9 protein-coding genes and 3 tRNA genes are annotated in these 12009 nt (G+C 54.6%); 9 read left to right on the top strand and 3 right to left on the bottom strand.

What is annotated here, in order from left to right; genetic code table 11:
* The first annotated feature begins 172 nt into the window (after nucleotides 1-172).
* Complete coding sequence (gene fur, locus ACR6AS_RS01770) at nucleotides 173-616, top strand: ferric iron uptake transcriptional regulator (protein ID WP_111141031.1); 444 nt, start codon at nucleotides 173-175, stop codon at nucleotides 614-616.
* 69 nt (nucleotides 617-685) lie between these two features.
* Here the strand turns inward: fur and ACR6AS_RS01765 are convergent, their stop codons facing one another.
* The 3 genes from ACR6AS_RS01765 to nagE all read right to left on the bottom strand — a co-directional run bounded on the left by ACR6AS_RS01765 (nucleotide 686) and on the right by nagE (nucleotide 5164).
* Complete coding sequence (locus ACR6AS_RS01765; RefSeq protein ID WP_111141033.1) at nucleotides 686-1081, bottom strand: hypothetical protein; 396 nt, start codon at nucleotides 1079-1081, stop codon at nucleotides 686-688.
* Nucleotides 1082-1316: 235 nt separating this feature from the next.
* The gene (gene glnS / locus ACR6AS_RS01760) at nucleotides 1317-2984 is read right to left on the bottom strand and encodes a glutamine--tRNA ligase (protein ID WP_111141035.1); all 1668 of its coding nucleotides are present in this window, start codon (nucleotides 2982-2984) and stop codon (nucleotides 1317-1319) included.
* A gap of 152 nt (nucleotides 2985-3136) precedes the next feature.
* The gene (gene nagE / locus ACR6AS_RS01755) at nucleotides 3137-5164 is read right to left on the bottom strand and encodes an N-acetylglucosamine-specific PTS transporter subunit IIBC (RefSeq protein WP_434160938.1); all 2028 of its coding nucleotides are present in this window, start codon (nucleotides 5162-5164) and stop codon (nucleotides 3137-3139) included.
* Nucleotides 5165-5490: 326 nt separating this feature from the next.
* On the opposite strand from nagE, the gene nagB reads away from it, so the two are divergent.
* The 8 genes from nagB (at nucleotide 5491) to ACR6AS_RS01715 (ending at nucleotide 11981) form a co-directional block, all read left to right on the top strand.
* Entirely contained in the window at nucleotides 5491-6291 is an 801-nt protein-coding gene (gene nagB / locus ACR6AS_RS01750; RefSeq protein ID WP_111141039.1) for a glucosamine-6-phosphate deaminase, read from the top strand.
* A 57-nt stretch (nucleotides 6292-6348) separates the two neighbouring features.
* A complete protein-coding gene (gene nagA / locus ACR6AS_RS01745; RefSeq protein ID WP_367396161.1) occupies nucleotides 6349-7497 on the top strand; it encodes an N-acetylglucosamine-6-phosphate deacetylase in 1149 nt (382 codons plus the stop codon).
* A 7-nt stretch (nucleotides 7498-7504) separates the two neighbouring features.
* Complete coding sequence (gene nagC, locus ACR6AS_RS01740; RefSeq protein WP_111141043.1) at nucleotides 7505-8725, top strand: DNA-binding transcriptional regulator NagC; 1221 nt, start codon at nucleotides 7505-7507, stop codon at nucleotides 8723-8725.
* Nucleotides 8726-8764: 39 nt separating this feature from the next.
* Nucleotides 8765-9517 carry an HAD-IIA family hydrolase gene (locus ACR6AS_RS01735; RefSeq protein ID WP_111141045.1) on the top strand — a complete coding sequence of 251 codons (753 nt, stop codon included), beginning with the start codon at nucleotides 8765-8767 and terminating at the stop codon, nucleotides 9515-9517.
* Nucleotides 9518-9826: 309 nt separating this feature from the next.
* Nucleotides 9827-11494, top strand: coding sequence for an asparagine synthase B (gene asnB / locus ACR6AS_RS01730; protein WP_293773651.1), 1668 nt, complete (start codon nucleotides 9827-9829; stop codon nucleotides 11492-11494).
* A 219-nt stretch (nucleotides 11495-11713) separates the two neighbouring features.
* A tRNA-Met gene (locus ACR6AS_RS01725) sits at nucleotides 11714-11790 on the top strand.
* Between the two features lie 9 nt (nucleotides 11791-11799).
* Nucleotides 11800-11884: transfer RNA gene (locus ACR6AS_RS01720), tRNA-Leu, on the top strand.
* Between the two features lie 22 nt (nucleotides 11885-11906).
* Nucleotides 11907-11981: transfer RNA gene (locus tag ACR6AS_RS01715), tRNA-Gln, on the top strand.
* Nucleotides 11982-12009 lie beyond the last annotated feature (28 nt).

The following is a 12009-nucleotide window of genomic DNA, read 5'->3' as shown; positions in this document are numbered from 1 at the left end:
ATCCTCCCCGGCCCGGTGACGTATCCCCTCTCGCCCATGATGATTCAGGCACGCCCTCTGGTTTTCATTTCATCGCTTCAGCTCTATAATGAGACGCAAATGAGAATAAGCGCAGATCGACATTCAAGGCGACAAGCCACAAAAGTGATATTAGTAACAGGACAAAATCCGCATGACTGACAACAACACCGCATTAAAGAAGGCTGGCCTGAAAGTGACGCTGCCCAGACTGAAAATTCTGGAAGTGCTTCAGGAACCTGAGTGCCATCACGTCAGTGCGGAAGATTTGTACAAACGCCTGATCGACATTGGCGAAGAGATTGGCCTGGCTACCGTTTACCGTGTTCTGAATCAGTTCGATGACGCGGGCATTGTCACACGCCATAACTTTGAAGGCGGCAAATCTGTCTTCGAACTGACTCAGCAGCATCACCACGATCACCTGATCTGCCTGGATTGCGGCAAGGTTATTGAGTTCAGCGATGAGTCGATCGAAACGCGTCAGCGCGAAATCGCGACCCGTCATGGCATCAAGCTGACCAACCACAGTCTCTATCTTTATGGCCACTGCACGGTGGGCGACTGCCGGGAAAACGAAACGCTGCACGACCAGTAATTCTGGCGCGGCTGGATACAAAAAAACCGGTGAATGCACCGGTTTTTTTTCGTCCGTACTGCCGCCGGGTCAGGCGACCAGCGTCTCCTGCAGATAACGCCAGCGCGGGATAGTACTGCTGCAATCCAGAATCGCCAGGGAGATGCGGCTCTGATTATTGCCATTCATCATCTGCATTTCGCGATACTGCACCGTGATCTCTTTTTCATGGTGCGACAGGATCACATGTTCACAGGTGGCGATGCGCATCCCCTCCCGTTGCCCCTGCAACTGCCGGAAAAGATCCTCAACGTCATTGAGGTTGTACTCTTTACCCTTCGGCGTCACCATGCGAAATTCGGGATGGAAATAGGACATCAGCAACTCAAAACTGTCATCAGAGCCTGCTGCCTGATTAAAAATACGTTCAATGAGCTGATGTAAAACGACGACACTGTGTTTGGCTTCCTGGGCGAGAGCGTTCATTTTTTTTCCTTCTGTAACCCGCTTTGCGACCGTTGAGAGCGCATAGCCTACCTGAAAGCGGCTAATTCACACTCTGAAATTGATTAATTTTTTTAAACTCAGATTACTCTCACAGGGGGCGCAGGGGGAGTTGCAGTTAGTGCAGAATAAACGTCGGTGATGATGAAAATCGGGGCCATAAAAAAGGGCGATAAATCGCCCTTTTGCCATTTTATGGGGTCAGCCCGAAAATGTTTTACTCGCCGGTTTTTGCCCAGGTATCGCGCAGGCCCACGGTGCGGTTAAACACCAGCTGCGACGGCTTCGAGTAAACACTGTCGGCGCAGAAATAGCCTTCGCGTTCGAACTGGAACGGCTCGCCCGGTTGCGCATCGCGCAGGCCCGGCTCGACAAAGCCATTTTTGATGCTCAGCGATTCAGGATTGATGACCGCCAGGAAGTCCTCGGCCGCGCCCGGGTTTGGCACACTGAACAGACGGTCATACAGGCGGAACTCAGCAGGCTGCGCATGGTCGGCAGAAACCCAGTGAATCACCCCTTTGACCTTACGGCCATCGGCCGGATCTTTGCTCAGCGTATCGACGTCGCTGGTGCAGTAGATGCAGGTGATGTTACCCGCTTCATCTTTAGCGACGCGCTCGGCACGAATCACATAGGCGTTGCGCAGGCGCACCTCTTTGCCCAGCACCAGGCGTTTATACTGCTTGTTCGCCTCTTCGCGGAAATCAGCCCGATCGATCCAGATTTCGCGGCTGAACGGCACGTCACGCGTACCCATCTCCGGCTTACCCGGATGATTCGGCATGGTGATAATTTCGTTATGACCCGCCGGCAGATTCTCAATGACGATTTTAAGCGGATCCAGCACAGCCATGGCGCGTGGCGCATTCTCGTTGAGATCGTCACGGATGCACGATTCCAGCGACGCCATCTCCACGATGTTGTCCTGTTTAGTAACGCCAATGCGACGGCAGAACTCACGGATAGAGGCGGCGGTATAACCACGACGACGCAGGCCCGACACGGTCAGCATACGCGGGTCATCCCAGCCTTCGACATGCTTTTCTGTCACCAGCTGGGTGAGTTTGCGTTTCGACATCACCGCATACTCCAGGTTCAGGCGCGAGAACTCATACTGACGCGGATGCACCGGAATGGTGATGTTATCCAGTACCCAGTCGTAGAGACGGCGGTTGTCCTGGAACTCCAGCGTACAGAGCGAGTGCGTAATGCCTTCCAGCGCATCGGAGATGCAGTGGGTAAAGTCATACATCGGGTAGATGCACCACTTGTTGCCCGTCTGATGATGTTCCGCGAACTTGATACGGTAGATCACCGGATCGCGCATTACGATGAAGTTCGAGGCCATATCGATTTTAGCGCGCAGGCAGGCGGTGCCTTCGGCGAACTCACCGTTGCGCATCTTCTCAAACAGCGCCAGGTTCTCTTCCACGCTGCGATCGCGATAGGGGCTGTTTTTACCCGGCTCTTTAAGGGTACCGCGATATTCACGGATCTGATCCGGACTCAGTTCATCGACGTAGGCCAGCCCTTTGGAAATCAGCTCAACGGCGTAGTGATAGAGCTGATCAAAATAGTCTGATGAGTAACGGACTTCACCGCTCCACTCAAAACCCAGCCACTGGACGTCACGCTTGATAGATTCAACGAACTCGATATCCTCTTTAACCGGATTGGTATCGTCGAAACGCAGGTTGCATTGACCCTGATAATCCTGGGCGATGCCAAAATTCAGACAGATCGATTTCGCATGACCAATATGCAGATAGCCATTGGGCTCTGGCGGAAAACGGGTATGCACGCTGCTGTGCTTACCGCTCGCCAAATCTTCGTCGATGATCTGACGAATAAAGTTAGTTGGGCGGGCTTCAGCCTCACTCATCTCAAAAATCCTCAATACGAATAACGGGTGATTTGTACCACGAAGTAACGGAGTATGATCCACAAAGCGTCTGAGGGAAACAACCGTTTGTTAAGCCTTTAAAACAAAAAAGGCAGGAATCGCTTCCTGCCTGTGGGGTTCTGTTGCGGGGATTAGCCTTTCACTTCGTATAGCGGGGTTTCGCCCGCGATGACCTGTCCCTGGGCCAGCAGCGTCAGACCGGCGAAATCATCGCTGTTGCTGACCACGACCGGACTCACCATTGAACGCGCGTTGGCATTAAGGAAATCAAGGTCCATCTCCAGCACAGGCTGACCTGCGACTACGCTGGCCCCCTCTTCCACCAGACGCTTAAAGCCTTTGCCGTCGAGCGCAACGGTATCCAGCCCCATGTGCACTACAATCTCCACGCCGTTGTCCGTCTCCAGACAGAAGGCGTGATTGGTGTTGAAGATTTTCACTACGGTGCCCGCAATCGGTGCCACGACCCGCTTGCCGCTGGGTTTGATCGCCAGACCGTCGCCTACGGCTTTGCTGGCAAAGGCTTCATCCGGCACCGCCTCCAGCGCCACGACCTCACCGGAGACCGGTGCCAGCAGGGTCGCAATGACCCGCTTCTCACTGTTCAGTACCGCCTGAGGCTTAACGTCCGGCTCTGCTGGTGTGCTGCCAGCCGCAGCCGCAGCAACCGGCCCCCTGGTCAGCACTTTTTTCATGGCGGAAGCGATGCTTTCAGCCTGGGTGCCGACGATGATCTGCACGCTCTGTTTATTAAGGCGGATCACGCCGGAGGCACCGAGACGTTTCGCCACACCCTCATTTACCTGGGCGGAGTCATTCACGTTAAGGCGCAGACGGGTGATACAGGCGTCGATGCCGGTCAGGTTGGTCGAGCCCCCTACTGCACCGATGTAGCGACGCGCCAGAGATTCAGTCGCCGTCTCATCGTTTCCGGTTTTGTCCACGTTGACGTCATAACCATCACTTTCATCACCCGCTACAGCCAGCTCACGGCCCGGCGTCATCAGGTTGAATTTTTTGATGGTGAAGCGGAAGACCACATAGTAAATGGCGAAGAAGACCAGCCCCTGCGGGATCAGCATGTACCAGTGTGTAGCCAGCGGGTTACGGGTCGACAGCACCATATCCACCAGCCCGGCGCTGAAACCAAATCCGGCAATCCAGTGCATGCTGGCGGCGATGAAGACGGAGAGCCCGGTCAGCACCGCATGGATCAGATAGAGCACCGGTGCCACGAACATGAAGGAGAACTCCAGCGGTTCGGTAATACCGGTAAAGAAGGCAGCAAATGCCGCAGCCAGCATGATACTGCCCACTTTGACGCGGTTCTCAGGACGTGCGCAGTGGTAGATCGCCAGCGCGGCACCCGGCAGACCGAACATCATAATCGGGAAGAAGCCCGCCTGATAACGACCGGTAATCCCTACGGTAGCCGTGCCGTCCGCCAGTGACTGCGCGCCGCCGAGGAATTTCGGAATGTCGTTGATACCGGCGACGTCGAACCAGAACACGGAGTTCAGGGCGTGATGCAGACCCACCGGGATCAGCAGACGGTTGAAGAAGGCGTAGATACCGGCGCCGACAGAGCCAAGCTTCTGGATATGTTCACCGAAGCCGACCAGACCGTTAAAGATCACCGGCCAGATATACATCAGGATAAAGGCGACCAGAATCATCAGGAACGAGACCAGAATCGGCACCAGCCGGCGTCCGCTGAAGAAGGAGAGTGCTTTGGGCAGTTCGACATGGCTGAAGCGGTTATACACCTCAGCCGACAGAATCCCGACCAGGATACCGACAAACTGGTTGTTAATCTTGCCAAAGGCCACAGGCACCTGATCGACCGGCATCTTCTGTATCATCGCCACGGCGGCGGGTGAGCAGAGCGTGGTAACGACCAGGAAGCCGACAAAACCGGTCAGCGCGGCTGCACCATCTTTATCCTTTGACATACCGTAGGCGACACCAATCGCAAACAGCACTGACATGTTTTCGATAATAGCGGCACCTGACTTGATCAGCAGTGCGGCCAGCGCATTGCCCGCCCCCCAGCTGTCCGGGTCAATCCAGTAACCGACCCCCATCAGGATTGCTGCTGCTGGCAGGGTTGCCACCGGCACCATCAGTGCGCGCCCTACCTTCTGTAAGTAACCTAACATACCCCTTCCCCCTATGAACCTGAATTGTCGCTTTGCGCCGCTTAATGTTGTTATGTCAGCTGCAAAGATCGTTAATACACTTCATATCACGCAGCGAAGTGTAATGATAAATTAATTCGCCTCGCAAATTAAAACCCTGGTAAATGTGATTTTTATCACTAAAAAACATCGTATTGAACGGCAACATCTGGCTATGCCTGCAAACTTATTTTATGATTCGAAATATTGAATTCTGCGCGAGCCGCCGCGAGAATAAGCCCCAGGTTCAGGCTGATGAATAACGCAGCGGCTTAGCACTCCCCTTTCTGTTTTCAATGAGGTGAAACATGAGACTGATTCCTTTAGCGACCCCGACTCAGGTAGGCAAGTGGGCGGCCCGACACATTGTTAACCGCATTAACGCGTTTAACCCGACGGCAGACAGGCCGTTTGTCCTGGGGCTGCCGACCGGCGGCACGCCCCTGGAGGCGTACAAGCACCTGATTGCTATGCACAAAGCGGGCCAGGTCAGTTTTAAACATGTTGTCACGTTCAATATGGATGAGTATGTCGGTCTGCCAAAAGAGCATCCTGAAAGCTATCACAGCTTCATGTATCGAAATTTCTTCGATCATGTTGATATTCAACCGGAAAATATCAATCTGCTGAATGGTAATGCACCCGATATTGACGCAGAATGTCGCCAGTATGAAGAGAAAATTCGCGCGCTGGGTAAAATACACCTGTTTATGGGCGGTGTCGGTAATGACGGCCATATCGCCTTTAACGAACCGGCTTCATCGCTGGCTTCCCGTACCCGCATTAAAACGCTGACCCATGACACCCGCGTGGCGAACTCTCGCTTCTTCAACGGCGACGTTGATCAGGTGCCTAAATATGCGCTGACGGTCGGCGTCGGCACCCTGCTGGATGCCGAAGAGGTCATGATTCTGGTGACCGGCCATGTGAAAGCGCAGGCCCTGCAGGCGGCGGTCGAGGGCAACGTCAACCACATGTGGACCATCAGCTGTCTGCAACTGCACGCAAAATCGGTGGTGGTGTGCGATGAACCCGCCACTATGGAACTGAAAGTGAAAACCGTGAAATATTTCCGCGAAATGGAAGCGGAAAATATGAAAGGCGTGTAACAGAACAGTGACCTGCTGTTACGCTGAGTGACAGCAGGCCTGGACGGGAGAAGAGAGATGTACGCATTAGTAAACGGCCGAATCTACAGCGGCTACGAGGTTCTGGATAATCACGCGGTCGTGATTGCTGACGGACGTATTGCGCGCGTCTGCCCGCGTGAGGCGATCCCGGCCACCATTGAGCAGCGGGATATGGCGGGCGCGCTGATTGCGCCTGGCTTTATTGACCTCCAGCTCAACGGCTGCGGCGGCGTGCAGTTCAATGACAGCCTTGAGGCGCTCAGCGTGGAAACGCTGGAAACGATGCAGCGCGCGAATGAGAAGTCGGGCTGCACCAGTTTTTTACCCACGCTCATCACCAGCAGTGACGCCCTGATGAAGCGGGCGATTGAGACCATGCGGGCCTATCTGCAGAAACATCAGCATCAGGCGCTGGGCCTGCATCTGGAAGGTCCCTGGCTGAGCAAGGCGAAAAAAGGCACCCACGATCCGGCGCTGATTCGCCTGCCCGATACAGAGATGGTGGAGTATCTCTGCGCCAATGCGGACGTCATTACTAAAGTAACCCTGGCTCCCGAGAATGCCGGCAGCGACGTGATTCGTCAGCTGACCAACGCCGGGATCATCGTCTCAGCCGGTCACTCTAATGCGACCTATGAAGAGGCGAAAGCGGGTTTTTCTGCGGGGATCCGGTTCGCCACGCATCTCTACAATGCGATGCCCGCCTTTGCCGGACGTGAACCGGGCCTTATCGGTGCGCTGTTTGATGCGCCTGATGTATACTGCGGCATCATTGCAGATGGTTTACATGTACATTACGCTAACGTGCGCAATGCAAAACGGATTAAAGGTGACAAACTGGTGCTGGTAACCGATGCCACCGCACCGGCAGGCGCCGCCATCAGCGAGTTTATTTTTGCAGGCAAAACAATCTACTATCGTGACGGGCTCTGTGTTGATGAAAATGGCACATTGAGCGGTTCTGCCCTGACGATGATTGAAGCGGTACAGAACAGCGTTGAGCATGTGGGTATCGCACTGGATGAAGCGTTACGCATGGCAACACTCTACCCGGCACGGGCGATGGGCGTGGAAAGGCAGTTAGGCTCGATCGAAGCAGGAAAAATCGCGAACCTGACTGTGTTTACCCGCGACTTTAAAATCATTAAGACGTTTGTCAACGGAGACGACGTCCTGAGCGAGTAAGCACTGAATGACCACTGGCGGCCAGTCACAAATAGGAAATGTCGATCTTGTTAAGCAACTTAATAGCGCAGCGGTTTATCGGCTGATTGACCAGCAGGGGCCGATATCGCGCATTCAGATTGCCGAACTCAGCCAGCTCGCGCCCGCCAGCGTCACCAAAATTACCCGCCAGTTGATCGAGCGCGGCCTGATAAAAGAGGTAGACCAGCAGGCGTCTACCGGCGGTCGCCGCGCCATCTCCATCATCACTGAAACCCGCAACTTCCACACCATCGGCGTCCGGCTCGGACGCCACGACGCCACCCTGACCCTGTTCGATCTCAGCGGCAAATCGCTGGCGCAGGAAGATTATGCGCTGCCGGAGCGCACGCAGGAGACGCTGGAACATGCGCTGTTCAACGCCATCGCCAGCTTTACTGAACAGCATCAGCGGAAAATCCGCGAACTCATCGCAATTTCGGTGATCCTGCCGGGGCTGGTCGATCCGGTGAATGGCGTGATCCGCTATATGCCCCATATTTCTGTCAGCCACTGGCCGCTGGTTGCCAGCCTGCAGAAGCGGTTTAACGTCACCAGTTTTGTCGGTCACGATATCCGCAGCCTGGCGCTGGCCGAGCACTACTTCGGTGCAAGCCGCGACTGTGCGGATTCGATTCTGGTGCGCTTACACCGCGGCACCGGCGCAGGCATTATCGCCAATGGTCATATTTTTCTCGGCAGCAACGGTAACGTGGGCGAAATCGGTCATATTCAGGTCGATCCGCTTGGCGAGCGCTGTCACTGTGGCAACTTTGGCTGTCTTGAAACGATTGCGGCCAATGGTGCCATTGAGAACCGGGTACGGCATCTGCTCAATCAGGGCTACCCCAGCGTGCTGACGCTGGAGGCGTGTCAGATGGCCCACATCTGCAAAGCGGCTAATCAGGGTGACGCGCTGGCCTGCGAAGTGGTTGAGCACGTTGGCCGCTATCTGGGTAAAGCGATTGCGATCGCCATCAACCTGTTTAATCCGCAAAAAGTGGTGCTGGCGGGCGAGATCACCGAGGCGGAGAAAGTACTGCTGCCCGCCATTGAGGGCTGCATCAATACGCAGGCCCTGGCGGCGTTCCGTAAGAATCTGCCGGTTGTGCGCTCCACCCTGGATCATCGCTCGGCGATTGGCGCGTTTGCGCTGGCAAAACGTGCCATGCTTAACGGCATTCTGCTGCAACATCTTCTGGAAGACTAAGCTATCCCGCTGCTATGGCGGGCCACATCGGATCTGACTATGACCATTAAAAGCGTAATTTGTGATATTGATGGCGTGCTGATGCACGACAACACGGCCGTTCCCGGCGCACAGGAGTTTTTACAGCGTATTCTGGCCAAAGAGATGCCGCTGGTGGTGCTGACGAACTATCCCTCGCAAACCGAGCAGGATTTAGCTAACCGCTTTGCCTCGGCGGGCGTCGAGGTGCCGGAATCCGTTTTCTACACCTCCGCCATGGCCACTGCCGACTTCCTGCGCCGTCAGGAGGGCAAAAAGGCGTATGTGATTGGTGAGGGCGCGCTGATTCATGAACTCTATAAAGCCGGTTTTACCATTACCGATGTCAATCCCGATTTTGTGATTGTCGGCGAAACGCGCTCGTTCAACTGGGACATGATGCATAAAGCCGCTTTCTTTGTGGCCAGCGGCGCGCGCTTTATCGCCACCAATCCAGACACCCACGCGCGCGGGTTTATCCCCGCCTGTGGCGCACTCTGTGCCGGTATCGAGAAGATATCGGGTCGCAGCCCGTTTGTGGTCGGCAAGCCCAGCCCCTACATCATGCGCGCCGCCCTGAACAAAATGCAGGCCCACTCTGAAGAGACGGTGATCGTCGGGGACAATCTGCGCACCGATATTCTGGCCGGATTCCAGGCGGGTCTGGAGACGGTGCTGGTGCTGTCGGGTGTCTCAACGCTGAGCGATATTGATGCCATGCCGTTCCGTCCGGACTGGATTTACCCTTCCGTGGCCGATATTGACCTGTTCTGATTGCGTTTGCTTATGACGCATCCGGCTGCACTGTGATGCGTCTCCCCTTTTCCGCCCTCTCCCGCCCCATTCAGCCGCCTGTTTTTTGCGCAAAAAAGTCAATCCATTGCCGATCCAACAATAAAAAAACGTTTTAATTATCGTTTATTCAATTTTATTGCCATGTGAACAATATTTTTATCAGTAAATCACGATTCCTCTTGCATTGATCACACCAAATAGCGCATTTTCTTATGTATCACGCAGCGTCAGGCTGCCGGACAAACAGTAAAAGATAACATCGCCGTAAGGTGAGATCAGGAGTCAGTTATGTGTTCAATCTTTGGTGTGCTGGATCTGAAAAGCGATCCTGTTGAGCTGCGCAAGAAAGCGCTGGAATGTTCACGCTTAATGCGTCATCGCGGCCCGGACTGGTCAGGTGTCTACGCCGATGACCATGCAATTCTGGCGCATGAACGCCTCTCAATTGTTGACGTTAACAACGGCGCACAGCCGCTCTATAACGCCGACCACACCCACGTACTGGCGGTCAACGGTGAGATCTACAACCATCAGGCGCTGCGCGCTGAACTCAGCGATCGCTACGCGTTCCAGACCGGTTCTGACTGTGAAGTGATCCTGGCGCTTTATCAGGAAAAGGGGGTCGATTTCCTCGACGAACTGGAGGGCATGTTCGCCTTTATCCTCTATGACAGCGTGAAACAGACCTATCTGATCGGTCGCGATCATATCGGTATCATCCCGCTCTATATGGGCAACGATGAGCACGGCAACCTCTATGTCGCGTCAGAAATGAAAGCGCTGGTGCCGGTCTGCCGTTCAATCAAAGAGTTCCCGCCGGGAAGCTATCTCTCCAGCACCGATGGCGAAATCCGTCGTTACTGGCAGCGTGACTGGATGGAATACAAAAACGTTGAGCACAACACCACCGACGCCGCCGGTCTGAAACATGCGCTGGAAGAGTCAGTGAAAAGCCACCTGATGTCCGATGTGCCTTACGGCGTCCTGCTGTCGGGCGGTCTGGACTCCTCTATCATCTCCGCCGTGACTAAGCGTTTCGCCGCTAAGCGCGTGGAAGATCAGGATAAAAGTGATGCGTGGTGGCCTCAGCTGCACTCCTTCGCGGTCGGACTGGAAGGTTCACCCGATCTGAAGGCGGCAAAATCCGTAGCGGAGCATCTGGGCACCGTTCACCATGAGATCCATTTCACCGTTCAGGAAGGTCTGGATGCGATCCGCGATGTGATCTACCACATCGAGACCTATGACGTTACCACCATCCGGGCATCGACGCCGATGTACCTGATGTCGCGTAAAATCAAGGCGATGGGCATCAAGATGGTGCTGTCGGGCGAAGGCGCAGACGAAGTGTTTGGTGGCTATCTCTACTTCCATAAAGCCCCCAACGCCAGAGAGTTCCACGAAGAAAACGTGCGCAAACTGCAGGCGCTGCATATGTTTGACTGCGCCCGTGCCAACAAGGCGATGTCCGCCTGGGGCGTCGAAGCGCGAGTGCCGTTCCTGGACAAAAAATTCCTGGATGTGGCGATGCGTATCAACCCGGCCGACAAGATGTGTGGCAGCAACGGCAAAATGGAGAAGCACATCCTGCGTGAATGTTTCTCCTCTTACCTGCCAGAGAGCGTGGCGTGGCGTCAGAAAGAGCAGTTCTCGGACGGTGTGGGCTACAGCTGGATCGACTCACTGAAAGAGGTGGCCGCGAAGCAAATCAGCGACCAGCAGCTGGCAACCGCCCATTTCCGCTTCCCGTTCAACACGCCGGGTTCAAAAGAAGCGTATCTCTATCGTGAGATCTTCGAAGAGCTGTTCCCGTTAGCCAGCGCAGCAGAGTGTGTGCCAGGCGGTCCATCCGTGGCCTGCTCGTCTGCCAAAGCGATTGAATGGGATGAAGCATTTAAAAACATGGATGACCCATCAGGCCGTGCGGTCGGTGTGCATCAATCCGCCTATAAATAAGGCAACAGAAAAGCGTCAGAATGGGCCCGCTGCGGCCCATTTTTTTGACGATCGGCGTTGTATTCACTGAAAAATTGCCGAATAAACACCCAGGCTGGTTATAAGCCAGTCAAACAGCGATTATCTGGCAAAAATCGGTAAAAAAATTGTTGACGCTGTCAGGTCAACTCCGCATAATGCGCCCCGCAACGCCGATGAAGGTAACGCGAAAAAAAAGATGGCTACGTAGCTCAGCTGGTTAGAGCACAGCACTCATAATGCTGGGGTCACAGGTTCGATTCCCGTCGTAGCCACCATCTTTTTTTGCGGGAGTGGCGAAATTGGTAGACGCACCAGATTTAGGTTCTGGCGCCGCAAGGTGTGCGAGTTCAAGTCTCGCCTCCCGCACCATTTCATTATTCGGCAGCGTGGATGGGATATCGCCAAGCGGTAAGGCACCGGTTTTTGATACCGGCATTCCCTGGTTCGAATCCAGGTATCCCAGCCAATTTTGATGATTCTCGATGCTGAGAACG

The sequence above is a fragment of the Pantoea phosphatilytica genome (assembly GCF_051025615.1).
In the GTDB taxonomy this organism is placed as follows: Bacteria; Pseudomonadota; Gammaproteobacteria; order Enterobacterales; family Enterobacteriaceae; genus Pantoea.
Note: the sequence above shows the minus strand (reverse complement) of the source record. Positions and strands in the feature narration are given on the sequence as shown.